The organism is Streptomyces sp. NBC_00887 (genome assembly GCF_045207585.1).
On sequence record NZ_CP108788.1, the window covers coordinates 5,359,040 to 5,384,121 of the forward strand.

The 25,082-nt window shown below is 71.1% G+C and carries 22 protein-coding genes and 2 pseudogenes; 14 read left to right on the plus strand and 10 right to left on the minus strand.

All coding sequences use genetic code 11. The features are described 5' to 3' along the window. Window positions 1-2 precede the first annotated feature (2 nt). The 5 genes and pseudogenes from OG844_RS24440 to OG844_RS24460 all read left to right on the plus strand — a co-directional run bounded on the left by OG844_RS24440 (window position 3) and on the right by OG844_RS24460 (window position 2,939). The gene (locus tag OG844_RS24440) at window positions 3-779 is read left to right on the plus strand and encodes a helix-turn-helix domain-containing protein (RefSeq protein ID WP_406393069.1); all 777 of its coding nucleotides are present in this window, start codon (window positions 3-5) and stop codon (window positions 777-779) included. After that, entirely contained in the window at window positions 776-961 is a 186-nt protein-coding gene (locus OG844_RS24445) for a DUF397 domain-containing protein (RefSeq protein ID WP_406393070.1), read from the plus strand. The genes OG844_RS24440 and OG844_RS24445 overlap by 4 nt, the downstream gene beginning before the upstream one ends. 72 nt (window positions 962-1,033) lie before the next feature. After that, window positions 1,034-1,780, plus strand: coding sequence for a class I SAM-dependent DNA methyltransferase (locus tag OG844_RS24450; RefSeq protein ID WP_406393071.1), 747 nt, complete (start codon window positions 1,034-1,036; stop codon window positions 1,778-1,780). 13 nt (window positions 1,781-1,793) lie between these two features. After that, a pseudogene (locus OG844_RS24455) lies at window positions 1,794-2,071 on the plus strand (metal-sensitive transcriptional regulator). An 88-nt stretch (window positions 2,072-2,159) separates the two neighbouring features. Further along, window positions 2,160-2,939: an SDR family oxidoreductase gene (locus OG844_RS24460; protein ID WP_406393072.1), complete on the plus strand. Its 780-nt coding sequence runs from the start codon at window positions 2,160-2,162 to the stop codon at window positions 2,937-2,939. A 67-nt stretch (window positions 2,940-3,006) separates the two neighbouring features. Here OG844_RS24460 and OG844_RS24465 read toward each other — a convergent pair whose 3' ends face one another. Next, window positions 3,007-4,233 carry a PP2C family protein-serine/threonine phosphatase gene (locus tag OG844_RS24465; protein WP_406393074.1) on the minus strand — a complete coding sequence of 409 codons (1,227 nt, stop codon included), beginning with the start codon at window positions 4,231-4,233 and terminating at the stop codon, window positions 3,007-3,009. Between the two features lie 317 nt (window positions 4,234-4,550). Here OG844_RS24465 and OG844_RS24470 point away from each other — a divergent pair, with 317 nt between their 5' ends. Next, on the plus strand, window positions 4,551-6,590 hold the full coding sequence (locus tag OG844_RS24470; protein ID WP_406393076.1) for a fibronectin type III domain-containing protein: 2,040 nt from the start codon (window positions 4,551-4,553) through the stop codon (window positions 6,588-6,590). Window positions 6,591-6,617: 27 nt separating this feature from the next. On the opposite strand, the gene OG844_RS24475 is transcribed toward OG844_RS24470, so the two are convergent. Next, on the minus strand, window positions 6,618-7,115 hold the full coding sequence (locus tag OG844_RS24475) for a hypothetical protein (RefSeq protein ID WP_406393078.1): 498 nt from the start codon (window positions 7,113-7,115) through the stop codon (window positions 6,618-6,620). Beyond that, entirely contained in the window at window positions 7,112-7,516 is a 405-nt protein-coding gene (locus OG844_RS24480) for a winged helix-turn-helix transcriptional regulator (protein WP_406393079.1), read from the minus strand. The genes OG844_RS24475 and OG844_RS24480 overlap by 4 nt, the downstream gene beginning before the upstream one ends. A 150-nt stretch (window positions 7,517-7,666) precedes the next feature. Between OG844_RS24480 and OG844_RS24485 the strand changes: the two genes are divergently transcribed. Both OG844_RS24485 and pip read left to right on the plus strand, forming a co-directional pair. Continuing rightward, complete coding sequence (locus OG844_RS24485; protein ID WP_406393081.1) at window positions 7,667-8,569, plus strand: NADP-dependent oxidoreductase; 903 nt, start codon at window positions 7,667-7,669, stop codon at window positions 8,567-8,569. A gap of 45 nt (window positions 8,570-8,614) precedes the next feature. Next, window positions 8,615-9,589 (plus strand): prolyl aminopeptidase, encoded by a 975-nt coding sequence (gene pip / locus OG844_RS24490; RefSeq protein WP_406393082.1) that lies wholly within the window; start codon window positions 8,615-8,617, stop codon window positions 9,587-9,589. A 66-nt stretch (window positions 9,590-9,655) separates the two neighbouring features. Here pip and OG844_RS24495 read toward each other — a convergent pair whose 3' ends face one another. Then, a complete protein-coding gene (locus OG844_RS24495; RefSeq protein ID WP_406393084.1) occupies window positions 9,656-10,648 on the minus strand; it encodes an aldo/keto reductase in 993 nt (330 codons plus the stop codon). Between the two features lie 38 nt (window positions 10,649-10,686). Between OG844_RS24495 and trpB the strand changes: the two genes are divergently transcribed. Beyond that, on the plus strand, window positions 10,687-11,973 hold the full coding sequence (trpB, locus tag OG844_RS24500; RefSeq protein WP_406393086.1) for a tryptophan synthase subunit beta: 1,287 nt from the start codon (window positions 10,687-10,689) through the stop codon (window positions 11,971-11,973). Continuing rightward, the gene (gene trpA, locus OG844_RS24505) at window positions 11,970-12,800 is read left to right on the plus strand and encodes a tryptophan synthase subunit alpha (protein WP_406393088.1); all 831 of its coding nucleotides are present in this window, start codon (window positions 11,970-11,972) and stop codon (window positions 12,798-12,800) included. Before trpB ends, trpA begins: the two co-directional genes overlap by 4 nt. 176 nt (window positions 12,801-12,976) lie before the next feature. On the opposite strand, the gene thpR is transcribed toward trpA, so the two are convergent. Next, entirely contained in the window at window positions 12,977-13,540 is a 564-nt protein-coding gene (thpR, locus tag OG844_RS24510; RefSeq protein WP_406393089.1) for an RNA 2',3'-cyclic phosphodiesterase, read from the minus strand. A 109-nt stretch (window positions 13,541-13,649) separates the two neighbouring features. On the opposite strand from thpR, the pseudogene OG844_RS24515 reads away from it, so the two are divergent. Then, window positions 13,650-13,958, plus strand: a pseudogene (locus OG844_RS24515) (Uma2 family endonuclease); the annotation flags it as partial. 52 nt (window positions 13,959-14,010) lie between these two features. On the opposite strand, the gene OG844_RS24520 reads toward OG844_RS24515, so the two are convergent. Both OG844_RS24520 and OG844_RS24525 read right to left on the minus strand, forming a co-directional pair. Beyond that, a complete protein-coding gene (locus OG844_RS24520; RefSeq protein ID WP_406393091.1) occupies window positions 14,011-15,345 on the minus strand; it encodes an MFS transporter in 1,335 nt (444 codons plus the stop codon). 94 nt (window positions 15,346-15,439) lie between these two features. Beyond that, window positions 15,440-15,880 carry a MarR family transcriptional regulator gene (locus OG844_RS24525; protein WP_329208567.1) on the minus strand — a complete coding sequence of 147 codons (441 nt, stop codon included), beginning with the start codon at window positions 15,878-15,880 and terminating at the stop codon, window positions 15,440-15,442. A 134-nt stretch (window positions 15,881-16,014) separates the two neighbouring features. Here OG844_RS24525 and OG844_RS24530 point away from each other — a divergent pair, with 134 nt between their 5' ends. Next, window positions 16,015-16,230 (plus strand): toxin-antitoxin system HicB family antitoxin, encoded by a 216-nt coding sequence (locus OG844_RS24530; RefSeq protein WP_406393093.1) that lies wholly within the window; start codon window positions 16,015-16,017, stop codon window positions 16,228-16,230. A 41-nt stretch (window positions 16,231-16,271) separates the two neighbouring features. Here the strand turns inward: OG844_RS24530 and OG844_RS24535 are convergent, their stop codons facing one another. Then, window positions 16,272-17,729, minus strand: coding sequence for an NCS2 family permease (locus tag OG844_RS24535; RefSeq protein ID WP_406393095.1), 1,458 nt, complete (start codon window positions 17,727-17,729; stop codon window positions 16,272-16,274). Between the two features lie 211 nt (window positions 17,730-17,940). Here OG844_RS24535 and OG844_RS24540 point away from each other — a divergent pair, with 211 nt between their 5' ends. Both OG844_RS24540 and OG844_RS24545 read left to right on the plus strand, forming a co-directional pair. Beyond that, entirely contained in the window at window positions 17,941-18,237 is a 297-nt protein-coding gene (locus tag OG844_RS24540; protein ID WP_406393096.1) for a DUF2530 domain-containing protein, read from the plus strand. 115 nt (window positions 18,238-18,352) lie between these two features. Next, on the plus strand, window positions 18,353-20,755 hold the full coding sequence (locus tag OG844_RS24545) for an HAD-IC family P-type ATPase (RefSeq protein WP_406393098.1): 2,403 nt from the start codon (window positions 18,353-18,355) through the stop codon (window positions 20,753-20,755). A 24-nt stretch (window positions 20,756-20,779) separates the two neighbouring features. On the opposite strand, the gene OG844_RS24550 is transcribed toward OG844_RS24545, so the two are convergent. Together OG844_RS24550 and OG844_RS24555 are read right to left on the minus strand one after the other, a co-directional pair. Next, on the minus strand, window positions 20,780-21,631 hold the full coding sequence (locus OG844_RS24550; RefSeq protein WP_406393099.1) for a DUF5707 domain-containing protein: 852 nt from the start codon (window positions 21,629-21,631) through the stop codon (window positions 20,780-20,782). Between the two features lie 149 nt (window positions 21,632-21,780). Further along, window positions 21,781-24,969 carry a sacsin N-terminal ATP-binding-like domain-containing protein gene (locus tag OG844_RS24555; RefSeq protein WP_406393101.1) on the minus strand — a complete coding sequence of 1,063 codons (3,189 nt, stop codon included), beginning with the start codon at window positions 24,967-24,969 and terminating at the stop codon, window positions 21,781-21,783. Window positions 24,970-25,082 lie beyond the last annotated feature (113 nt).

The following is a 25,082-nucleotide window of genomic DNA, read 5'->3' on the forward strand; positions in this document are numbered from 1 at the left end:
AGATGTTCGGCGCGTTGCTGCGTTTCTTCCGCGAACGGCTGGGGCTGTCCCAGGAGGCACTGGGGACGAAGATTGGTTTCTCCAAGTCCCAGGTGGCGATGGTGGAACGGGGAGCGAGGCCGCCCAAGGGGAATTTCGTCCCGCTCGCGGATGAGGCACTGGGTGCACAAGGTGCACTGATCGCGGCCGGGTCGAAGCTGCGGTTCAGCCATTTGCCTTCATGGACCGAGGAGTACACGGAGCGGGAAGCCAAAGCCGTCGCACTCCACCGATACGAGAACCACGTCATTCCGGGGCTGCTCCAAACAACGGCGTATGCCCAGAACGTGTTCAGCTGCCACTGCCCCCCGCTGGAGGACGACGAGATCGAAGCGCGCGTGCAGACTCGCCTGGCGAGGCAAGCCCTCCTCAAGCGCCGACCTGCTCCCGTCATCAGCTTCGTACTGGAACAGATCGCCCTCACTCGCCCCATCGGTGGGGAGAAAGTCCTGAAGGAGCAGCTGTTCCGCGTACTTGAGGTCTCGCAGTTGCGAAACGTCGAGGTTCAGGTCATGCCGCCGGACCGGCGCTCCCACCCCGCACTGAACGGCCCCATGGTCCTGTTGGAGAGTCCGGCACGCGACCAACTCGCCTACATTGAAGGACAGAGTGGCGGCTTCTTCGTCACCGAGCAGCCCGAGCTGAGCAACCTGTTCGCTCGGTACGGCATTCTCCGGGCGCAAGCACTCAGCCCGGAGGAATCCGTGGCACTGATCGAGCAGATGGCGGAGGCCCTGTGAGCAGCGATCTCAGGTGGTTCAAAAGCAGCTACAGCGGGGACCAGGGAGAGTGCGTCGAGGTCGCCGCCTCCCCCCACGCCGTCCACGTCCGGGACTCCAAGGACCTCACCGTCCCGCCCCTCGCCCTCTCCCCCGCCGCCTGGTCCGCTTTCCTCGGGCGCGTGAGCAGCAGTTCGCTCTGACCGCTCGGACGGAGACAGCGACCAGGGCGTAAATCGGTGGGCACCGCCGATGCCCCGCGTTACGTTCGCGCGATGGATGACGAGGACGGCTACTTCGGCGACCAGGTCGCCGCGACCTACGACGACCCGACGGACGACATGTTCCAGCCACATGCCGTGAACACCGCGGTCGACTTCCTGGCGGGGCTCGCGAGTGGCGGGCGGGCGCTCGAACTCGGCATCGGGACGGGGCGCATCGCCCTGCCGTTGTCGGAGCGCGGGGTTCCGGTCCACGGGATCGACATGTCGCGGGCGATGGTGGCGCGCATGCGGGAGAAGCCCGGCGGTGACGCGGAATCCATCGGCGTGACGATCGGCGACTTCGCGACGACGAAGGTGGACGGGACGTTCTCCGTCGCCTACCTGGTCTTCAACACGATCATGAACCTGACGTCTCAGCGGGCCCAGGTGGACTGCTTCCGCAACGTCGCCGCGCACCTCTCGCCCGGCGGCGCCTTCGTCATCGAGGTCATGGTGCCCGAGCTGAGGAAACTGCCCGCGGGGCAGAGCGTCGTACCGTTCCATGTGAGCCCGACGCGGTGGGCGTTCGACTCCTACGACATCGCCACACAGGCGGTGAGCTCGAACTACGTCAGCGTGGAGGGCGGCCGCGGCGCGTACCGCTCCATCCCGTTCCGGTACGTGTGGCCCGCGGAGCTCGACCTGATGGCGCAGCTCGCCGGGCTGCGTCTGCGTGAGCGGTGGGAGGGCTGGGCGCGGGAACCGTTCACGAGCGAGAGCGGCCGGCACGTCTCGGTGTGGGAGAAGCCCGCCGGCTGACGGAGGATGAGGCATGGAACTCGGCATGGCGGCCGACGAGCTCACGTCGGTCCTCAACCGGCTGCGCCGGCCCAGGGCCAGATCGCCGGGATCATCAGGATGATCGAGGAGGGCCGGGACTGCGAGGACGTGATCACCCAGCTCGCGGCCGCGTCCCGCGCCCTGGACCGGGCCGGATTCGCGATCATCGCCACAGGCCTCGAACAGTGCCTGCCCGAGGACGGGCCGACGGGCACCGACAGGGAGCGGATGCGCGCCCGCCTCGAGAAGCTGTTCCTCTCCCTGGCCTGAGACCGTCGGCCGAGTCGAGGGGCAGGTGAAGGGGCCCGGACCACAAGGCGGTTGCGCCGAGTACGGCCCTGCCCTGATCATCCGCCCTGTGACGAACATCGACGAGAACCGGACCGCCACCCGCCCACTCGCGCTGATCACCGGCGTGGGCCGCACCGTCGGCATCGGTGCGGGCATCGCCCGGCGACTGGCGGCATCGGGCTGGGACATCGCCTGCACCTACTGGACACCGTACGACCGCCGCATGGCCTGGGGCGCCGAGAGCGGAGCCACCGAGGCGATCGCCGCGGAGCTCGCAGCGCACGGGGCGGCCTCCGCGGCGATCGAGGCGGACCTCACGGATCCGGACGCCCCTTCGCGCATCTACGACGAGACGGAACGCCGGATGGGCCCCGTCACCGCCCTCGTGATGTGCCACGCCGAGTCCGTCGACTCCGGGCTGCTCGACACCACCCTCGAGAGCTTCGACCGGCACTTCGCAGTGAACGCACGCGCCACCTGGCTGCTCATCCGCGAGTACGGGCTGCGCTTCCGCGCCACGCCCGGCACCGGCCGGATCGTCGCCCTCACCAGCGACCACACGGTCGACAACCTGCCCTACGGGGCGAGCAAGGGCGCCCTGGACCGCATCACCCTCGCCGCCGCCCACGAGCTCGCCCACCTCGGCGTGACCGCCAACGTCGTCAACCCCGGTCCGGTGAACACGGGTTGGATGTCCCCCGAGGCGCAGGAGGAAATGGCCGGGGCCACCCCGCTCGGCCGCCTCGGCACCCCGCGGGACACCGCGCACCTGGTGGACTTCCTGTGCTCCCCGCAGGGGCAGTGGGTCAACGGGCAGCTGCTGAAGAGCAACGGGGGCCTCGGCTGAGGCGCGTCGCGGAGGGGCACGTCACCGGTGCACGGGCCGGTCCGGGCCGCTGCCGCGCGCCGCACGGTCACAGGCGGACGACGACCAGAGCGGTGTCGTCCGTGTTGCCACCCGGGGGGATCATTTCCGCCAGCAGGGTGTCCGCGAGGGTGTCCGCATCCGCCTGCCCGTGACGGCCGAGGCAGTCGGCGAGCCGGTGCAGGCCGATGTCGATGTCCTCGTGGCGGCGTTCGATGAGGCCGTCGGTGTAGAGAACGAGGGTCGCGCCCTCGGAGAAGGCCACTTCGGCCTGGATTCTCGGAACGTGCTCGAAGCGGGCGCCGAGCGGCGGGTCGGTGGCCCGGTCGAGGAACTCGACGGTCCCGTCGGCGTGCAGCAGGACGGGCGGGGGGTGGCCGGCGCTGCTGTAGGTCACGGTGCGGCTGTCGCAGTCGATCACCGTCTGCAGAACGGTGGTGGATTCGGCGCCGTCCACCGAGCGGGCGTAGAGGCCGAGTGCGTCGAGGGCTGCCGCGGGGCCGTCGGCCACACGGACTGCCGCACTGAGCGCACTGCGGAGCTGGCCCATGACGCCGGCCGCGGTCAGGCCGTGGCCGACGACGTCGCCCACCGCGACCGCGAAACGACCGCCGGGCAGTTCGGCCAGGTCGTACCAGTCGCCGCACACGTTCAGGGACCCGACTGCGGGCTGGTAGCGCACAGCGCCACGGCGGCCCAGCGGTCCGGGCGCGGGGAGCATGGCGGACTGCAGGCTCAGGGCGACCTCGCGTTCACGGGCGTGGGCCCGGCGCAGCCGCTCGTTGACCTCCTGGAGCTCCCGGGCGCGGGTGTACAGCTCGGCCTCCAGGGCCCTGGTCCGGTCCCCGCCGGACCGCCCGCCACGGGCGCGGATCAGTTCGGTGACCTCCTCCACCCGGTGCAGCACCAGCGCCACCCGGCCGTCCGCGTCGACGACCGGGGCGTTGACCGGGCTCCAGTACCGCTCCTCCCAGTGGCCGGGCCGGTCGGGGTCCTCGACGTCGTAGCGCTGCAGCGCCATGGCGTCGCGCTCCCCGGTGGCAGCCACCCGCAGCAGCGACGCCTGGAGGTTGCGCGTGCCGGACGCGGCGGGATCGTTGGGGTTGTCCGGGAACACTTCGAACATGTAGCGGCCGACGATCTGGCCACGGGTGCGTCCCGACGCGCGCAGATACGCCTCGTTGACGTCTGCGTACATCAGGTCGGTGGTGAGCAGGGCCGCCGCGGCCGGCAAGGCCTGGAAAACCGCCTCGTAGTCGATCCCGGTGTGCTTCACGACGCCCTTCGCCTCTCGTGCACCAGCGGTCCGGCGAAACCTGCCGCACCGGACACCCGCGGGATCCCGACGTGACAGCGGCCGAACGCCCACAGCGTGACCCAGCCCGGCGGCCCAGCGGCTCCATTGCGCCATCGGCGGCATGTCACCTGCCGTCGGTCACCCCCGCGAGCTCATGGGCCTGCGTGCGGCGGGCGTCCGGGGGCCGGGAGGTCCGGAGCATCGGTTCTCCCTGTGGCCTACAACCAAGCGCGGTCGTCAAGAGTCTTGATCTTCCGAGGCAGTCGCACGCTGCCCGATCAAGACCGAAGGAACGCATGAACCGACCCAGAGGAACGACGGTCGCCACCGCGAGCGCCGTCGTACTCGCCACCGCGGGCAGCCTGCTCACCGCGGCAGCCCCCGCGTCCGCCGCCGTGACCTGTGCCTCGCCCGTCTTCACGCGGACGTTCTACGCGAACACCACCTTCACCGGGACCCCCAAGGGCACGGACTGCGACTCCGTGATCGACCAGAACTGGGGCACGGGCGCGCCCGGCTACCAGGGCATGCCCTCCAACGACTTCGGCGTCCGCTGGTCCATGACCCGCGACTTCGGCTCCGGCGGGCCCTTCACCTTCACCGCGTCCTCCCGCGACGGCATCCGCGTGTACGTCGACGGCGTCCGCAAGGTCGACGTGTGGAAGAACGTCGCCGACACCGTCTCCAAGACCGTCAACCTGACCATCCCGTCGGGCAAGCACAGTCTCCGGATCGACTTCGTCAACTGGACGGGCGCCGCGAACGTCAAGTTCGCGTACACGCCGCGCACCACGGCGACCGTCGACAAGGTCAAGCCCCTCGTGCCCACCGGGACCACCGCCGTCTACAGCACGGCGACCACGTCCACGAAGGTCAGCTGGGCGGCGAACAAGGAGATGGACTTCGCCGGGTACCGCGTGTACCGCCGGCTGAAGGGCGCCGACTACCCCGCGAAGCCCCTCGCGACCACGACGGCCACCTCGTGGACCGACACGACCGTCCCGAAGGACGGCAACGTCTACTACTACGAGGTCCGCGCCTACGACAAGGCCGGCAACACCTCCTCGGGTACCGCGGACCTCGGCATCACCACCGTCGACCGCACCGCCCCCGCCGCCCCGAAGGGCGTCGAGGACAACTGGGCCATGGGCAGCCCCACCAAGATCACCCTCTACTGGGACGGCAACACCGAGCCCGACCTCGCCGAGTACCGGGTCTACCGCTCGACCTCCCTGCCGGTCGCCCTCACCCCGGCCAACCGGCTGGCCTCCACGGGCGGCGGGTACAGCGGACCGCTGCCGCAGACCGGTGACGTCTACTACTACGTCGTCACGGCCGTCGACACGCACGGCAACGAGTCCCCGGCCTCGGGCACCGCCATGTACTACAGCGACGACCTGACCGGCCCGGTCGACACCCCGCTCGGCACCCGGGTCACGGAGGGCGAGACCGGCGTCACCGTCTCCTGGGACGCCTCCGAGGGGACCAGCTCCGACTTCGCGGGCTGGTCGGTCTTCCGGTCGCTCAAGCCGCGCGCCTCCGGAATCACGGTGTGGGAGGTCGCCCAGGGGCTGAAGGGCACCACCACCTTCGTCGACAACACCGTGAAGCCCGGCACCACCTACTACTACTGGGTGGTCGCCAAGGACTGGGAGGGCAACCCGGGCACCTCGTCCACCGACCTCCCGGTCTCCGTCGCGGGCAACACGACCTCGCCCGCCGCGATCGAGGGCGTCACCACGGTCCCCACGGAGAACGGCGTCACGGTCTCCTGGAAGGCGAGCGGCGACCCGTCCCTCGACCACTACCGGGTGCTGCGCGGCACGTTCGCCGACGGTCGGTGGGACTGGACGCCGGTGGGCGACCGCACCAACGAGCGCCCGTGGCTCACCGGGACGACCTGGCACGACGTCACCCCCGCCGACGGCCAGCAGGTGCGCTACGCCGTCGTGGGCGTCGACCAGTACGGCAACCAGCTCACCCCGGACAGCGGCGCGACCGTCACCGCTGTCACCGAGCTGGACCTCCGTCCGACCGTGCCGCCCGCCACCGGCTCGCCCTTCACCTGGATCCACCCCAACGGGCCGAGCTACTTCAACCTGTACCTCGAAGACACCACGAACGAGAACGGCAGCGAGGCCACCGGGTTCAACGTCCGCCGCTGGAACCCGGCGACAGGGACGTTCGACCTCCTCGGTACGGGCGAGATCTCCTACCCCATGTCGTGGCACGACGCCGACCAGCCGAAGGCGACCACGCTCTTCTACCGCTTCACCGTCGTGTACGCGGACGGCACGGAGTCGGGCGCGACCCAGATGGCCGGCGCGATCGCCTGAGCCCGTGAGCCGTACCCGGGCCGGTGGTCAACGCTCCGGGTACGGCTCCCCGCAGGCACTGCAGAACCTGGGGTTCCGGTCCGCCGACAGCCGTCCGCACTCCGGGCAGACCAGGTCCAGCATGCACGGGGCCTCGCCGCCCTCGTACGCCGCCGCCGGGGCCCGGACGGCAGGCTCGATCGTCAGCCCCGGACGGCGGCGGTGGACCGTCAGGTACGTCATCCCGTCCGGCCCCGCCTCCAGGGCGCGGCGGGAGGTACGGGGCAGCCAGGTGACCGTGGTCGGGGCGAGGTCCAGGGTGGCGCCGCCCGTGAGCAGGCTCCCGCCGCCCGCGAGGACCACCAGCAGCACGTCCAGCACGTCCTCCTGGTGCTCGCCCACCGTGGCGTCCGGCGGCAGGTGCACGACGTTCGCGTCCAACTCCCGCCCCTGCTCGGCGAGGTGCCACAGGGCGCCGCGTTCACCGGGGGCGGCGGAGGCGAGCAGATCTTCCAGGACGGCAAGCACCCGAGGGGTCGCGTTCACGCCGCGGCCTCCTCGTCGTACCGCTCCCGGGCCTCCTGGACCTGGTCGAAGTTGGTCTCGGCCCAGGTCTTCACCGCGGACAGCAGACCGCTCAGGCTGTGCCCGAGCTCCGTCAGTTCGTAGTCGACGCGGACAGGCACGGACGGTGTCACGGTGCGCGTGAGGAGGCCGTCACGCTCCAGAGAGCGCAGCGACTGGGTCAGCATCTTCTGACTCACCCCCGCGATCCTGCGACCGAGGTCGCTGTAGCGCATCGGGCCCTCGCGCAGGGCGCTGACGATGAGGCTGACCCACTTGTCGCCGAGGCGGCCGAGCAGCTGGTTGGTCGGGCATTCCCTGAGGAAGGCGTCGTACACGGATCGGGCTTCCTCGCGGCGCTGGGCCGCGGTGCGTGTAGCCATGCGTGTGCTGCCTCCGGTCCTACCTGTGGGTGGCCTACGCACCTCGGAGTACGTACTTACCGAAAGAGAGTAACTCTTCCTAGGTTTGTGGGGCGGGAGAAACCCGCACCGTTCACGGGCCCCCGCGCCCGGGGAATCAGGGAGATCGATATGCGTGCAGTGGTGGTCAAGAGGTTCGGCGGACCCGAGGTCGTGGAGATCGTGGAGGCCCCGCTGCCCGAGCCGGGTCCCGGGCAGGTGCGGATCAAGGTGGCCGCGGCAGCCCTCAACCCGGTGGACGCGGCGTACGGCGGTGGATTCCTCGTCCCGCTGCCGGAGGAAGGGCTGCTGGGGCTCGGCTGGGACGTAGCGGGGACCGTGGACGCGGCGGGTGCGGGCGCGCCGTTCGCCGCCGGGGCCGAGGTGGTGGCGCTGGCGTACGGGCCGGCGCCGGCCAAGACCCAGGCCGAGTACGTGGTGGTGGACAGCACCGCGGTCGCGCCCGCCCCGGAATCGGTGGACGCGGCCCATGCGGCGACCGTGCCGCTGAACACCCAGACCGCCGCGCAGGCACTGGAGCTGCTGGACCTGGCCCCCGGGTCCACCCTGCTGGTGACGGGCGCGGCGGGTGCGGTCGGCGGATACGCGGTACAGCTCGCCCACCGGGCCGGGATCACGGTCGTCGGGGTGGCCGGAGCAGCCGACGAGGAGCTCGTACGGTCCCTCGGCGCGGACCGGTTCGTGGAACGCGGTGCGGCGGCGGGCCCGTTCGACGCGGTGCTGGACACGGCCGTGCTGGGGGCCGACGCGCTGGCGTACGTCCGGGACGGCGGGGACTACGTGGGCGTCATCCCGCAGGCGGACCCCCCGGGCGTGCGGGGCATCCGGGTCCAGGTCGTGGAGGTGGCCGCCGACGGCAACCGGCTCGCCGAGCTGGTGAAGCTGGTCGACGCGGGCGTCCTGACGCCGCGGGTGGCGCGCACCTACCCCCTGGAGCAGGCAGCGGACGCGTACCGCCGTCTCGCGGAGGGCGGAGTGCGGGGTCGGCTCGTCCTGGTGCCGCGAAAGGGCTGACTACGCTGTCCCCTTCGCACGCCGTCGAGCCGAGGGGACGCCGCCGTGGACCGCGAGCCGGACGAGAAGTACCCGCCGACCGAGCCGTACGACCAGGGCATGCTCGACGTCGGCGACGGCAACCTCGTGTACTGGGAGGTCTGCGGCAACCCGGCCGGCAGACCGGCCCTGGTCGTCCACGGCGGCCCGGGCTCGGGGTGCGGCCCCCGGCCCCGGCAGTACTTCGACCCGGACCTGTACCGGGTCGTCCTGTTCGACCAGCGCAACTGCGGCCGCTCCACCCCGCACGCGAGCGACCCGGCCGCGGACATGCGGCACAACACGACACCCCACCTGATCGCCGACATGGAGCTCCTGCGCACCCGCCTCGGCATCGGGAAGTGGCTGCTGTACGGGGGCTCCTGGGGCTCCACGCTGATCCTCGCGTACGCCGAGCAGTACCCGGAACGCGTCTCGGAGATCGTGATCGCCGCGGTGACGACGACCCGCCGCAGCGAGATCGACTGGCTGTACCGGGGCGCGGGGCAGATCTTCCCCGAGGCCTGGGACCTGTTCCGGGCCGGTGTCCCGGAGGCGGAGGGGCCCGACGGCCTCGTCGCCGCGTACGCCCGCCGGATGGAGAGCCCGGACCCGGACGTACGGGCGAGGGCGACGGCCGACTGGTGCGCCTGGGAGGACGCGGTGCTGTCCATGGAGGCGTACACCGGCCCGGCCCCGTACAGCGGCCGGCCGGACCGCGCCCGGGAGGCCTTCGTCCGGATCTGTTCGCACTACTTCGCCCACGCGGCGTGGCTGGAGGAGGGCCGGCTCATCCGCGACGCGGGCCGCCTCGCCGGTATCCCCGGGGTCCTGGTGCATGGCCGCTTCGACCTGGGCGGGCCGCTGACCACGGCGTGGGAGCTGGCCAAGGCGTGGCCGGACGCCGAGCTGACGGTGATCGACGCGGCGGGCCACCTGGGCGGCCCGGCGACCGGCCGCGCGGTGCTGGCGGCGCTCGACCGCTTCGCGCGGCGGGGGTGAGCAGAGCGCGCGTACGAAGGCCGTCGCCCACCGGAGCGGGCGACGGCCTCGACGGTGCCTGGTCGATCACCAGGCGAAGGCCTCCGGAGACGGGCCGGGACCCGGGAAGATCTCGTCCAGAGTCGCGAGGAGCTCCTCGCTCAACTCCAGTTCGAGGGCGCGCAGCGCGGAGTCCAGCTGTTCCTGGGTGCGCGGGCCGACGATCGGGCCGGTCACGCCGGGCCGGGTCAGCAGCCACGCGAGGGCGACCTCGCCGGGCTCCAGGCCGTGCTTGTCCAGGAGGTCCTCGTACGCCTTGACCTGCTCACGGACCTCGGTGCGCTCCAGCGCGCCCGCCGAACGGCCGTCCTTGCGGCGCTTGCCCTCGGACTCCTTCTTGAGCACACCGCCGAGCAGGCCGCCGTGCAGCGGCGACCACGGGATGACGCCGAGGCCGTACTCCTGCGCGGCCGGGATGACCTCCATCTCCGCGCGGCGCTCGGCCAGGTTGTACAGGCACTGCTCGCTGACGAGTCCGACGCGGCCGTGCGCCTTCGCCAGCTCGTTGGCCTGGGCGATCTTGTAGCCGGGGAAGTTGGAGGACGCGGCGTAGAGGATCTTGCCCTGCTGGACCAGGACGTCGATCGCCTGCCAGATCTCCTCGAACGGGGTGTGCCGGTCGATGTGGTGGAACTGGTAGATGTCGATGTGGTCGGTCTGCAGGCGCTTGAGGGAAGCGTCCACGGCCCGGCGGATGTTCACCGCGCTGAGCCGGTCGTGGTTGGGCCAGACGGTGGCTCCGTCACCGGCCATGTTCCCGTACACCTTGGTGGCGAGGACCGTCTTGTCGCGGCGTCCTCCGCCCTGCGCGAACCAGGTGCCGACGATCTCCTCGGTACGGCCCTTGTTCTCACCCCACCCGTAGACATTGGCGGTGTCCACGAAGTTCAGGCCTGCGTCGAGGGCGGCGTCCATGATGCCGTGGCTGGTCGGTTCGTCTGTCTGCGGACCGAAGTTCATCGTGCCGAGGACGAGTCGGCTGACTTTGAGTCCGGTGCGTCCGAGCTGCGTGTACTTCATGGGTCACAAGCCAACTGCTTCGAGCCCACTCCAGGCAAGTGCCGCCGTGCGTCGGCATCCGATGGACGCGGCCCGTCCGTGGGGGACGGGCCACCTCGTTCATTCCCGCCCCGGCGGGGCATGTCCCCAGCGCCGAGGGCTACTTCGGCGCGTACGGCGGCAAGTTCATCCCCGAGGCGCTCGTCGCCGCGGTCGACGAGGTCGCCGTCGAGTACGACAAAGCGAAGTCCGACCCGGCGTTCGCCGACGAGCTGAACGACCTGCTGGTCAACTACACGGGCCGGCCGAATCCGCTCACCGAGGTGTCGCGGTTCGCCGAGCACGCGGGCGGGGCGCGGATCTTCCTCAAGCGGGAGGACCTGAACCACACCGGCTCACACAAGATCAACAACGTGCTGGGCCAGGCGCTGCTCACCAAGCGGATGGGCAAGACGCGTGTGATCGCGGAGACCGGCGCCGGTCAGCACGGTGTCGCGACCGCGACCGCGTGCGCCCTCTTCGGCCTCGAGTGCACCATCTACATGGGCGAGATCGACACACAGCGCCAGGCGCTGAACGTGGCCCGGATGCGGATGCTCGGCGCCGAGGTCATCGCCGTGAAGTCCGGCTCCAGGACCCTCAAGGACGCCATCAACGAGGCCTTCCGCGACTGGGTCGCCAACGTCGACCGCACGCACTACCTCTTCGGCACGGTCGCCGGTCCGCACCCCTTCCCGGCGATGGTCCGCGACTTCCACCGGGTCATCGGCGTCGAAGCCCGCCGCCAGATCCTGGAGCGGGCCGGCCGGCTGCCCGACGCGGCCGTCGCCTGCGTCGGCGGCGGCTCCAACGCCATCGGCCTCTTCCACGCCTTCATCCCGGACGACAGCGTCCGGCTGATCGGCTGCGAGCCCGCCGGACACGGCGTCGAGACCGGCGAGCACGCCGCGACCCTGACCGCGGGTGAGCCGGGAATCCTGCACGGCTCACGCAGTTACGTCCTCCAGGACGACGAAGGCCAGATCACCGAGCCCTACTCGATCTCGGCCGGCCTCGACTACCCGGGCATCGGCCCCGAGCACGCCTACCTCAAGGACATCGGCCGCGGCGAGTACCGGGCGATCACCGACGACCAGGCGATGCAGGCCCTGCTCCTGCTGTCGCGCACCGAGGGCATCATCCCGGCGATCGAGTCCGCGCACGCGCTGGCCGGCGCCCTCGACCTGGGCAGGGAACTGGGCAGGGACGGCCTGATCGTCGTCAACCTGTCCGGCCGCGGCGACAAGGACATGGACACGGCCGCCCGCTACTTCGGCCTGTACGACTCCGAGGGGGAGAACACGTGAGTACGGCCTGCGTCACCACGGGACGCATCCAGTTGCTGAGCGACACACTCGCCAGGGCGAGGTCCGAGGACCGGGCAGCCCTCATCGCCTACCTCCCGGCGGGGTACCCGACCGTCGACGGCGGTATCGAGGCGGCCAAGGCGGTCATCGCGGGCGGCGCGGACGTGGTCGAGGTCGGGCTGCCGCACAGCGACCCGGTGCTGGACGGGCCGGTCATCCAGACCGCCGACGACATCGCGCTGCGGGGCGGGGTGAAGATCGCCGACGTGATGCGTACGGTCCGCGAGGCGCACGGGGCGACGGGGGCCCCGGTGCTCGTCATGACGTACTGGAACCCGATCGACCGGTACGGCGTCGAGCGCTTCACGGAAGAGCTGGCCGAGGCCGGCGGCGCGGGCTGCATCCTGCCCGACCTGCCGGTCCAGGAGTCCGCGCTGTGGCGTGCGTGCGCGGAGAAGCACGGTCTCGCGACCGTCTTCGTCGTGGCTCCCAGCAGCAAGGACGAACGTCTGGCGACCATCACCGAGGCCGGTTCCGGCTTCGTGTACGCCGCCTCACTGATGGGCGTCACGGGCACCCGCGCGTCCGTGGGCGCGCAGGCCCAGGAGCTGGTGCGCCGCACCCGCGCCACCACCGAGCTGCCGGTCTGCGTCGGTCTCGGCGTCTCCGACGCCGTCCAGGCCAAGGAGGTCGCGGGCTTCGCGGACGGTGTGATCGTCGGCTCGGCGTTCGTGAAGCTGCTGCTCGACGCGCCGGACCTGCCGGCCGGGCTCGCCGCCGTGCGGTCACTGGCCGGCGAGCTCGCGGAGGGCGTACGCAGGGGCTGACACAGGCGGACGCCGGAGACTCCGCCCGGTGGGGGCGCAGCTCCTACGGCCGTCCTCGCCGGGCTCAGCCCCCGAGGGCGGCCGCCGCCGCGACAACGACGAACATCAGTACGAGCACGGCCGCCATGATGCGGTTTCTGGTCTTCGGGTCCACCCGGAGAGCGTAACCGGCCCGCTCACCTCCCCAGCGGCCAGGCCTGAACCACCTCGTACCTGGGCTGCTCCCCCACCACCCCGTCCACGGGCAGGTTGCTGCGTACGAGACTGAGCTCACCGGCCTCCCAGTGGACGCCCTCGAAGCCGTCGAGCGCCGCGGTGAACGGGGTCAGGTCGGCCTGGACGCGGCTGCGGGCCAGAGTGAGGTGCGGGGTGTAGCGGCGGTGCTCCTCCATCGACACCCCGGCCCGGCGGGCGGCGGCGTCGGCCCGCTCGGCCAGCAGCCGCAGCGTGTCGAGCCCGCCCGCGGCCCCCGCCCACAGGGCCCGCCCGTCGAACCTGCCGCCGCCGTGGATGCGCAGCGGGAAGGGCTCGGTCCGGTGCGCGGCACGCTCCAGCCGGATGTACAGCTCCGGCAGCAGCTCCTCGTCCACATGGCCGAGGAAGGCGAGGGTGTAGTGCCATCCCTCCACAGCCGTCCAGCGCAGGTTCACGGCGCCGGGCAGGGCGTGCAGCGGGACCACTGCCCTGTGGAGTTCCTCGACGGCCGGGGCGGGCGGCAGGACGGCAGCGAACAGTCTCATGCGCGGAGTCTGGCAGCTACCGGCGTGTCCTGGTCGCCGTGCGTATCGTTGTACGCGGCTGCCCGCACGCCCGTGCGACGGGGTGGATCATCAAGCAGCTGCGCGTCAGGCCATGGCGGAGGGCGCCCAGCCGGACGCCAAGGGCCGCTGCCGCTACCAGGACATCGAGTTCGTGGCCGAGGTGATCTCGAAGGACACGGCAGCCAACGACTACGGCCCCAAGAAGGCCACGTACGCAATCGCCGGCGTGCCCGTCTACGTCATCGCCGACCCGTACAAGGGCAAGTGGCATCTCCACACGCTCCCGAAGGACGACGCGTACCGCAGTGTGCTGAGCCTCGGATTCGGCGATCCGCTCGACCTCACCGGAACCGTCGTCGGCCTCACGCTGGAGACCGGCGACTTCCCCCGCGACTGAACGAAGAACGCTGCCCTCCCCCGTCGGGGAAGGGCAGCGTGCGCGGGACGGCTCAGGCCGCCGTGGCCAACTGCTCGCGGGGGACGAACCGCACGTGCGGGTGTCCCGGGCGCAGGTCGACCTTCAGGCGCAGACCGCCGACGCGGGCCAGCATGATGCCGACGCCGATCGCGGCCGTCATCGAGAGTGCTCCGCCGGCCATCATGCCGGTCCTGACGCCGTGCGCGTCGCTGATCCAGCCGACGATCGGGGCGCCCACCGGCGTACCACCGACGAAGACCATCATGTAGAGGCTCATCACCCGGCCCCGCATCTCCGGGTCGGCGGCCATCTGCACGCTGGTGTTGGCGATGATGTTGGTCGTCAGACCGATCATGCCGATCGGGACCAGCAGCAGGGCGAACAGCCAGACGGACGGCGAGAGCGCTGCCGCGATCTCCAGGAGGCCGAACGCCGTGCCCGCGGCGACCAGCATCCGCAGCCGCGACGAGCGGCGGCGGGCGGCGAGCAGCGCTCCGGCCAGGGAGCCGGCCGCCATCAGGATGTTGAAGAACGAGTACATCCCGGCACCGCCGTGGAAGATGTCGTCCGCGAAGGCGGTCAGGAAGATCGGGAAGTTGAAACCGAACGTTCCGACGAACCCGACCAGGACGATGGGCCAGATCAGGTCGGGGCGGCCCGAGACGTAGCGCAGGCCCTCGCGCAGCTGGCCCTTGGCACGCTTCACGGTCACCGACGCGTGCATCTCGCTCGTCCGCATCATCAGCAGGCCGATGAGCGGGGCGAGGAACGACAGTCCGTTGAACATGAAGGCCCAGCCGCTGCCGACCGTGGTGATCAGGACACCGGCGACGGCGGGGCCGATCAGCCGGGCGGACTGGAAGTTCGCCGAGTTCAGGCTGACCGCGTTGCGCAGCTGCGCGGGGCCGACCATCTCGGAGACGAACGACTGGCGCGCCGGGTTGTCGACGACGGTCACCATGCCGAGCAGGAACGCGATCAGGTAGACGTGCCAGACGTGGACGACGCCGGAGAGGGTCAGCACGGCGAGTGCGACACCGCACAGCCCGAGCGCGGCCTGGCTGATGAGGAGCAGACGCCGCTTCGGGAGCCGGTCGGCGATGACGCCGCCGTACAGGCCGAAGAGCAGCATCGGGAGGAACTGGAGGGCCGTGGTGATACCGACGGCGGCGGCGGACCCGGTGAGGCTCAGGACGAGCCAGTCCTGCGTGATGCGGGACATCCAGGTACCGGTGTTGGAGATCACGGCGCCCGTGGCGAACAGACGGTAGTTACGGATCTTCAGCGACGAGAAGGTCCCGCCGGTCTTGCTCTCGTGGGTGGAAGTCGGTGCGGGGGCGGAGTCTGCTCCGGATCCCGTACTCAAAAGGGTTCGCCTCCTCGGGCGTATACGACGTACGGACTGACGGGGACGTGACAGCGGGCGCGCGGGACTGCCGGGCCTGCGCGCCCGATCGGGGTCAGAGGTGGGCGAGCTTCTCCAGCACGGGCGCGGCGGCCCGCAGCTTCTCCCACTCGTCCTCGTCCAGGCCTTCGGCGAGGTCGGCCAGCCAGGCGTTCCGCTTGGAGCGGCTCTCCGCGAGCATGGCTTCCGCCTGCTCGGTCCGGCTGACCATCTTCTGCCGACGGTCATCGGGGTGCGGTTCCAGTCTGACCAGTCCCTTCGCTTCCAGCAGCGCGACGATGCGGGTCATCGACGGCGGCTGCACGTGCTCCTTGCGGGCCAGCTCACCGGGGGTGGCCGAACCGCAACGGGCGAGAGTGCCGAGCACCGACATCTCGGTGGGGCTCAGCGACTCGTCGACACGCTGGTGCTTGAGCCGCCGGCCCAGCAGCATCACGGCGGAGCGAATGGAGCTCACGGCGGCGGCACTGTCGCCGTCGTGGATCAGGTCAGGCATGTTTATTAGCCTAACTCATTAGCTACACTAAAGACCACTCGGTGGTACGCGCGCGAGGAATTGATCACCCAAACGAGTGAGTATGGGGTGGAAAGCACCTCGAAAAGGCCACACGTGCCGCGACCCTGCTTGGCATGGGATCGACAGTGCTCAGCCTGCGCATAGACGGTGAGCTGCACGACCGGCTCCGCCAGCACGCCGCCAGACGCGGAATGAGCGTCCAGGACTACGTGGTCCAGACGCTCATCCGCAACGATTTCGACGAGCGCTTCAACGCGGCCGTCGACGAGACGCAAAAATTCTACGGGGCGGACCCCCGTCACGCGGACCCGGCCGACCGGGTCACATGACGGAGATCCGCCCCGTAGGGGGTGGACGCGCCCGCAGGGGGCTACGTGAGGCCGAGCGCCGGCATGGCGTAGTAGAAGACGAAGACCGCCGAGACCACGTACATGGCCACCGGGACCTCGCGGCCGCGGCCGGCCACCAGGCGCAGCACGCAGAACGTGATGAAGCCGATGCCGATGCCGTTGGTGATCGAGTAGGTGAGCGGCATCATCAGCATCGCGAGGAAGGCCGGGATCGCGAGCGTGTAGTCGTTCCAGTCGATGTCCCGGACCGAGCCCGCGAGGATCAGGAACCCGACCGCGACCAGTGCCGGGGTGGCGGCCTGCGAGGGGACCATCGTCGCCAGGGGCGTGAGGAACAGCGCCACCGTGAAGAGCAGACCGCTCACCACGCTCGCGAGTCCGGTGCGGGCTCCCTCACCGACGCCCGCCGTGGACTCCACGAAGCAGGTCGATGCGGAGGAGGAGCTCACACCGCCCGCGGCGACGGCGACGCCGTCGATGAACAGCACCTTGTTGATGCCCGGGAAGTGGCCGTCCTTGTCCATCAGCTTCGCCTCGTCGCCGACGCCGAGGATGGTGCCCATCGCGTCGAAGAAGCAGGACAGCAGCACGGTGAAGACGAAGAGGATGCCGGTCAGGTAGCCGACCTTCTCGAAGCCGCCGAACAGGCTGACCTCACCGATCAGCCCGAAGTCCGGGGAGGCCACCGGATTGCCCGGCCACTCCGGGACGGTCAGACCCCACGCTCCGGCCGGGAGATCGGCCACGGCGTCGATGAACAGCGCGACGAGGGTCATGGCGACGATGGAGATCAGGATCGCGCCCGGCACCTTGCGGACGATCAGCGCGAGGGTCAGCAGCGTGCCGAGGATGAAGACCAGGACCGGCCAGCCGTTGAGGTGGCCGTCGTTGCCGAGCTGGAGCGGCACGGTGGTGTGCGCGGCGTCCGGGATGCGGGAGACGAAGCCCGAGTCGACCAGACCGATCAGCAGGATGAACAGGCCGATGCCGATCGCGATGCCCTTGCGGAGCGACTTCGGCACGGCGTTCATCACGCGTTCGCGCAGACCGGTCGCGACGAGCAGCATCACGACGATGCCCGCGAGGACGACCATGCCCATCGCGTCCGCCCAGCTCATCCGGGGGGCGAGCTGGAGGGCGACGACGGTGTTGACACCGAGACCGGCCGCGAGCGCGATCGGCACGTTGCCGATGACGCCCATCAGGAGCGTGGAGAACGCGGCGGTGAGCACGGTGGCGGTGACGAGCTGACCGCCGTCGAGCTGGTGCCCGTACATGTCCTTCGCGCTGCCGAGGATGATCGGGTTGAGCACGATGATGTACGCCATCGCGAAGAACGTGGCGAATCCGCCACGGATCTCGCGCGCGACCGACGACCCCCGCTCGGAGATCTTGAAATAGCGGTCCAGGCCGCCGTGCGGCTGCTGCGGAGCCGGAGGCTGCTCGGGGTCGACCTGAGCGGTGGCCGAGGGGGACATGTATGACCTTCAGTCGTGCATCGGGGGTGGGAACCAGGGGGGTGAAATCAGTCAGTCTTGGATGTTCACACGAATAATTCGAGACATCCGTAAGCAGATTCAGTATGAATACATCAACGGAATATCGCTATCTCCGCGCGTAGACCCCTGGGCCGGCTGCCCGGCCGACCGCTCCGACCGGGTACGGACGGAAGGGCCCTAGACTGTGGCCATGGCGAAGTGGACACCGAAGCACGAGGCACCCGAACCCCTTGAGGGGCCCGTCGTCGCCACCGTCACCGGGGGCACGATCCTCTGGTTCGTCCTCTTCGTCGTGCAGCTCCCCTTCTACGGGTGGTTCGACGACCGCGGAAGTGCCTGGTGGGTGTGGACCTGCCTCGCCGGGGCCGGTCTCGGGCTCATCGGCATCTGGTACGTCCGGGGACGGGACGCCGCGATCAAGCGGGCCGCGGCGGAGGCGTCCTCGCCGGCCGCCCGGGACACCCCGGACAGCGGCGTTCAGGGCTGACGCACTCCGGCGTTCGGCGCCGGCGTACTACCGGGGGACCATCCGTCTGGTACCCCGGTCGGATCTTCCCGCCTCCGGGGGGTGAATCACTCCTTCCGCCCGTACGGTCGGAACCATGACTCAGCGGGCACTCGAACCCTCCGGGGAGCAGCCGGAAACCGGCCTCGTACAGCCTCTGCGCGCCGGCGGACTGAGCACCGCCGAGGTCGCCGAACGCGTCGCGCGCGGCGAGGTCAACGACGTGCCGGTGCGCTCGTCCCGCTCCGTCACCGAAATCGTCCGGGCCAACGTCCTCACCCGGTTCAACCTGATCATCGGCGTGCTCTGGGTGATCATGCTGCTCGTCGCGCCGATCCAGGACAGCCTCTTCGGCTTCGTGATCATCGCCAACACCGGTATCGGCATCGTCCAGGAATGGCGCGCCAAGAAGACCCTGGACAGCCTCGCCGTCATCGGCGAGGCGAAACCCACGGTGCGGCGGGACGGAGTCGCCGCCGAGGTCTCCGTCTCCGAGATCGTCCTCGGCGACCTGGTCGAGCTGGGGCCGGGGGACAAGGCCGTCGTGGACGGCGTGGTCGCCGAGGCCGACAGCATGGAGATCGACGAGTCGCTCCTGACCGGCGAGGCCGACCCCGTCGTGAAGCGCCCCGGCGACCCCGTGATGTCCGGCAGCTTCGTCGTCGCGGGCGGCGGGGCCTTCACCGCCACCAAGGTCGGCCGCGAGGCGTACGCCTCGCAGCTCGCCGAGGAGGCGTCCCGCTTCACCCTCGTCCAGTCCGAGCTCCGCAGCGGCATCAGCACCATCCTCAAGTACGTGACCTGGATGATGGTGCCGACCGCGATCGGGCTGATCATCAGCCAGCTCGTCGTCAAGGACAACAACTTCAAGGACTCCGTCGCCCGGACCGTCGGCGGAATCGTCCCGATGATCCCCGAGGGCCTCGTCCTGCTCACGTCGGTGGCCTTCGCCATCGGCGTCATCCGGCTCGGCCGCAAGCAGTGCCTCGTGCAGGAGCTCCCCGCCATCGAAGGGCTGGCCCGCGTCGACATCGTCTGCCTCGACAAGACCGGAACCCTCACCGAGGGCGGCATGGACGTCACCGGGGTGCGGCCGCTGAACGGCTCCGACGAGGCGTACGTCCACCGCGTCCTCGGCGCCCTCGGCGCCTCGGATCCACGGCCCAACGCCAGCCTCCAGGCGATCATCGACGCGTACCCGGACGGCGAGGGCTGGAAGGTCACCCAGGCGATGCCGTTCTCCTCGGCCCGCAAGTACAGCGGCGCCTCGTTCGCCGAAGGCAACGGGGACGCCTCCGCCTGGCTCCTCGGCGCCCCCGACGTGCTGCTCCCCGCCGACGACCCCGCGCTCACCGAGACGGGGCACCTCAACGAACAGGGCCTGCGCGTCCTGCTCCTGGCCCGGGTGCCCGGCGAGCTGGACGCACCCGACGCGGCCGCCGGGGCCGTACCCACCGCGCTGGTCGTCCTCGAACAGCGGCTGCGGCCCGACGCCGGGGAGACCCTCGCCTACTTCGCCGACCAGAACGTCGCGGCGAAGGTCATCTCCGGTGACAACGCCGTGTCCGTCGGCGCGGTCGCGAAGAAGCTGGGCCTCCCGGGCGCCGAGCACACCCTGGACGCCCGCCGGCTGCCCGCCGACCGGGACGACATGGCCACCGCCATCGAGCAGAACGCGGTCTTCGGCCGGGTCACCCCGCAGCAGAAGCGGGACATGGTCGCGGCCCTCCAGTCGCGCGGCCACACGGTCGCGATGACCGGTGACGGCGTGAACGACGTCCTCGCGCTGAAGGACGCCGACATCGGGGTCGCCATGGGCTCGGGCTCGGAAGCGACCCGCGCCGTGGCCCAGATCGTGCTGCTCGACAACAGCTTCGCGACCCTGCCGTCCGTGGTGGCCGAGGGCCGCAGGGTCATCGGCAACATCACCCGGGTCGCCACGCTGTTCCTGACGAAGACCGTCTACTCGGTGCTGCTGGCGGTCCTGGTGGTCTGCTTCCAGGTGGAGTACCCGTTCCTGCCGCGCCACCTCACGCTGCTCTCCACGCTGACGATCGGCGTCCCGGCGTTCTTCCTGGCGCTCGCGCCCAACAAGGAGCGGGCCCGGCCCCACTTCGTACGCCGTGTCATGCGGTACGCGATTCCGTCCGGGACCATCGCCGCGGCGGCCACCTTCACCACGTACCTGGTGGCCCGGCACGCGTACACCGGCGAGGACGCGCTGGACGCCGAGACGAGCGCGGCGACGCTCACGCTGTTCCTGGTCTCGATGTGGGTCCTGGTGATCATCGCCCGCCCCTACACCTGGTGGCGGGTCGCCCTGGTCGCGACGATGGGGCTCTGCTTCCTGATCGTGCTGGTGGTCCCGTGGCTCCAGCACTTCTTCGCGCTGAAGCTGGTGGGGGCGTCGATGCCGTGGACGGCGGTCGCGATCGCGGCGGTGGCGGCGGCCGCCCTGGAACTGGCCTGGAGGCTGGTCGGCCGCCGCTTCCCCGCGTAGATCCGCGAGGGTGTCGCCCCTCGACTACTTCACGTCGACGAAGTCACCCGCGGCCGTGACGGTCGGGGTGGTGGACGTACCGGCGAAGCTGTAACGCCAGTAGCCGTCCACGGACGCCTTGACGGTGGTCTTCAGCTCACCGGTGCTGCTCGAGTTGATGGTCTTGACCGTGGTGTAGGTGGTGCTGGTCTTCTTGCGGAACTGCAGCTTGACGGCCTGGCCGGCGTAGCCCTTGTACGTACCGGTCTCCCAGTTGGCACGCGACAGCTTGCCGGTGACCGTGATGGTGTAGCCCTTCCTGACGGGCTCCGGGGCGGCGTTGACGGTCACCTTCGAGAAACGCTGGAGATTCGTCTTGCCGAAGGCGTCGTCCTGGACGACCTGGCCGTCGTTGCTGAGCACCGCGGCGCCGACCTTCCAGCTGGTCGCGTCGGAGTTGATCAGCCATGCCGGGTCGACCGTGACCGTGAGCGTGCAGGTGGACGTCGTGGCGCTGGCCGCCGTGCACTTGGCGGCCTCCTCGTTCTGCGAGAAGCCGAAGCTGTCCTCGGACTCCAGGTCGTCGCCGATCCACAGGATCGTGCCGGCGTCCGCGATGCCCGAGTCGTCCGTGGCCGTGATGGCGACGGTGACCTTCTTCGGTGTGGTGGTGCCCACGATGATGGGCTTGCCGCCGTTGACGACCGCCTTGGTGATCCTGAGGTCGTCGTCGGCGGTGACCGCACGGGCGGCCATGCGCTCGGAGGGCCGCTCCGGGGCGGAGAGTCCGAAGTCGGGCGTCCAGGAGCGGCCGTCGTCGGCCGTCGCGGCCGGGAGGCCGAGAGCGGACAGAGCCAGGGCGCCGGAGGCAACGGCAACAGTGGCACGAATACGCATGTGTTCCCCAGTGGAGAAGGGGGGCCGTGGCACGTCGTGAGGCCGACGGTCCCCATGTGGTCTGCGAGTCTGGTGACTCAGCAGACCAGACGGGGTCCGCATGTGAATGGTTGTACGACAAAACGACTTTCTGGTGAAGATCACATGGTTCAGTCGAACCAGCGGTCCCGGGCCAGCTCCTCCGTGCGGGACGGGTCCTCGATCAGCGCGGCCACCTCGAAACGGCGCGGCCACTGTCCGGCCGCCCAGGCGAGACCGGCCGCCACGCCCTCCAGAGTGGAAGCGTGGACCACCCCGTCCGGAGTGCGGCGCCAGTCCAGCTCGACGCCGCCCGCACGCAGTTCGCCGTGCTCGACGTACGTGTCCGGGGTCCCCGCACCGAGCAGGATCCGCACCGACTCGGGCACCTGGTGCTCCTCGCCCTCCGTCGTCACCTCCGCATCGATGCTCTCGCCGAGCCGCCGTACCTGCAGCAGCTCCGCCAGCTCGGCCGCACGGGCCGGAGCGACCGGCAGCAGCGGGAGCCCCTCGGTCAGCGGCAGCACATCGGGCGCGTCGGCGATCACGGCGTCCGCCGCGTCGACCACCCGCACCGCGTCGTCGACGACGGCCCTCAACTCGTCGGGCAGCGTCACCTGTTCGGGGTCCAGCTCGGCCAGGGCCGTGTAGAGCGAGTGCAGCTGTACGGGACCGACGGGACGCTCCTCCTCCGCGAGCCGGCCCAGCAGCTCGGCCGCACCGCCCGGCTCGTCCAGGAGCGCGGCCACCGAGGTCCGTACGCCCAGCGCGCGCAGCACCTGCGCGTCGTCGAAGCCCGTCGCGTCGACGGCGTCGTACAGGCCCGCGAGGCGCGGGTCGCCGCCCGCCGCGCGCAGACCCGCCGGGCGGCGGCCGTCGAGCACGGGGTGGTCGCGCAGCCACCAGGCGGTGTAGGGACGCACGGACTGCGTCGTACCGTCCGGGAGCAGGATGCGCACCGGCTGGGTCAACGCGTCCCGCAACGGCGGGCGGGCGAGCATCGCGAGCGCCTGCGGCCAGGCGTCGTCGTCCACGAGGTCCAGATCGCGTACGGCGACGAGTTCGGTGGCGACGGGCGGCACCGGGGTGTCGGGCAGCTGGTCCAGGACGTCCTCGCACCACACGTCGACGGCGTCGAGGAGTCCGGCGTCGTCCGGCTCCGCGAAGTCGCTGTCGCGGGGCTCGAGTTCGTCGGGGTCCAGGACGACGTCGGCGGCCCGTACGAGGGCGAACGTGGCCAGCACCCCGCAGGCGGTGAGGGGCTGTTCGCCCCAGCGTTCGGCCAGTTCCCCGTCGCACAGGGCCAGCTCACCCTCGCGCATGACCTGGGCGAACGGGCTGCCGGGCAGCACGAGCTCGCCGGCGGGCGCGGTCTCGCCGTCCTCGTCGGGCAGGGCGAGAGCCCCCAGCCACGGCTCGTCGCCGGGTTCGAGGTCCGCGTCGCGCACGAGCGTGAGGACGGTCTCGGCGAGCTCGTCGCCGTCCAGGGCGTCCTCGTCCCAGATCTCGCCCGCGTCCAGCGAGCCGGCCACGGCGGCCCGCACCTGCGGGGTCGTCAGGACGGCTCGGGGGGTGGCGGGCAGGGCGCCCAGCTTCTCCAGCAGCGGATGGGCGGCGTCCGGGTGGGCGACCTTCAGCCCGAGCCTGGCCAGCCGGGCGAGGACGGGAGCGGTCAGCGCGTCGGGGAGCGGAAGGAGGACCTGGCGGGGGCCGATGGTCGTGCGGGGCACGTCGTCGGTCGAGCCCTCCCCGGCGAGCGGTACGGGAAGGCCGGAGAGCCGGTCGGGGTCGACCCCGGCCAGACTGTCGTACAGCCGCCGCCACCAGTCCGGGGCGCGTTCCAGACCGGCCAGGCGGTCGATGGCCTCGGTCAACGGGACGCGGGCGACGCCGAGCGTACGGAGCTCGACGCGGCGCTCGAGCCCGGCGGGCAGCAGACAGGGCAGCACCTCGGCGAGCACCTTCACGGTCTCGGCACCGACCCCTTCGACCACCTCGGCCTCGATGGGCCGCAGCGCGGTCGTCGCCCTGCCGGGCGCATCCGTGCCGACGGCCTCCCAGTCCGCCCACCGGTCGGGCTCGGCGGCCGGGTCCCGGGGCGCGGCGGGCTCCAGGAACGCGATCCGGGGCAGCCGCTCCAGAATCGCGGCCCGCAGCGCACCGTCCAGCTGCCCCTTGCCGAGCGGGCCGGGCACGAGGGCGATCGTGGTGACCGAAACGGGCTCCCAGGCGGCGAGCAGTTCCGCGTACGCGTCGGCCGCGCGCTGCACCAGGAAGTCCGTCAGCGGACCCGGCGCGGGGTGCCTGCGGGTGGTGTCGAGCGGCAACGAGGCGATGAGCAGCGCGGGCACGCCGAGGGGCTCGTCCGTGGGCGTGGGCGCGTGCACGACGGGGACGGTACGGGGGTTCTCGGGCGCCCCGTCCGCACCGACCGGCACCGCCCAGGTGACCGACCAGTGCGGGCGCAGCCGCTCCTCGACGGGGCGGTCGGCGAGCAGGGCGGGCTCGACCGGGCCGTGGTGGGCGACGGTGCGCCAGCGGTGGGTGCCGTGCGTGGAGTCCTCGACGTGGGTGTACGGGCCGTGCTGCGAGCGGCGCAACGTCCGTACGCCGTCCGGGACTTCGATGACGATCTCCTCGAGTCCGGGGAGGGTCAGCAGGAGCGCGTCGTCGACGCCGGTGAGCAGCCGTGCGACGAGGTCCTCGGCGACGCCGTCGCGCAGCGGCAGGACGACGACGGTGTCGTACCCGTCGGGCGCCGCACCCTCGGCCGGCAGCGGCAGCCGGAGCAGCGGTACGTGGCCGTCGCGGCGGCGCAGCTCGTCCCCGAGGCCGGGGCTGCCCACGGCGGCCTGCCGTGCGAGGTCGCGGGCCTCGGCGAGGGACCAGCGGACGCCGCCGTGCCGGCCGATGACCGCGGGCTCGTCACTGACGGCGAGCACGGCCGCGAACCCCACACCGAACCGCCCGACGGACGATTCGTGGCCCTCGCGCTTGGCGGAGGCCCGCAGCGTGCTCAGGGACTCGACGCCGGTCGCGTCCAGTGGCGCGCCGGTGTTGGCGGCGGCCAGGACGGCCGGGGTGTCACCCACCTCGTGCAGGGTGAGACGGAGCCGGCCGGGCACGCCCGCGCGGGCGGCGGCGTCGGCGGCGTTCTGGGCCAGCTCGATGACGAGGCGGTCGCGGTAGCCGCCGAGGACGAGGTCCTCCTCGGCGTTGGCGTCCTCCCGGAAGCGTGCGGGGCCCGCCCCCCAGGCGTCGAGCACGCCGCGCCGCAGCCGTGCCGTCCCGAACGGATCGGCCCCCTCGGTCGCATTCATGCCCACGCTCGTAACTCCGCTCTTCCGGTGACCCGTGACGCCCAGTGTGCGCCCGAAGGTACCGCGAGCGGAGCCGCCTCCACGGGCAGGGCTTCCGTCCTCAGCGCCGGACC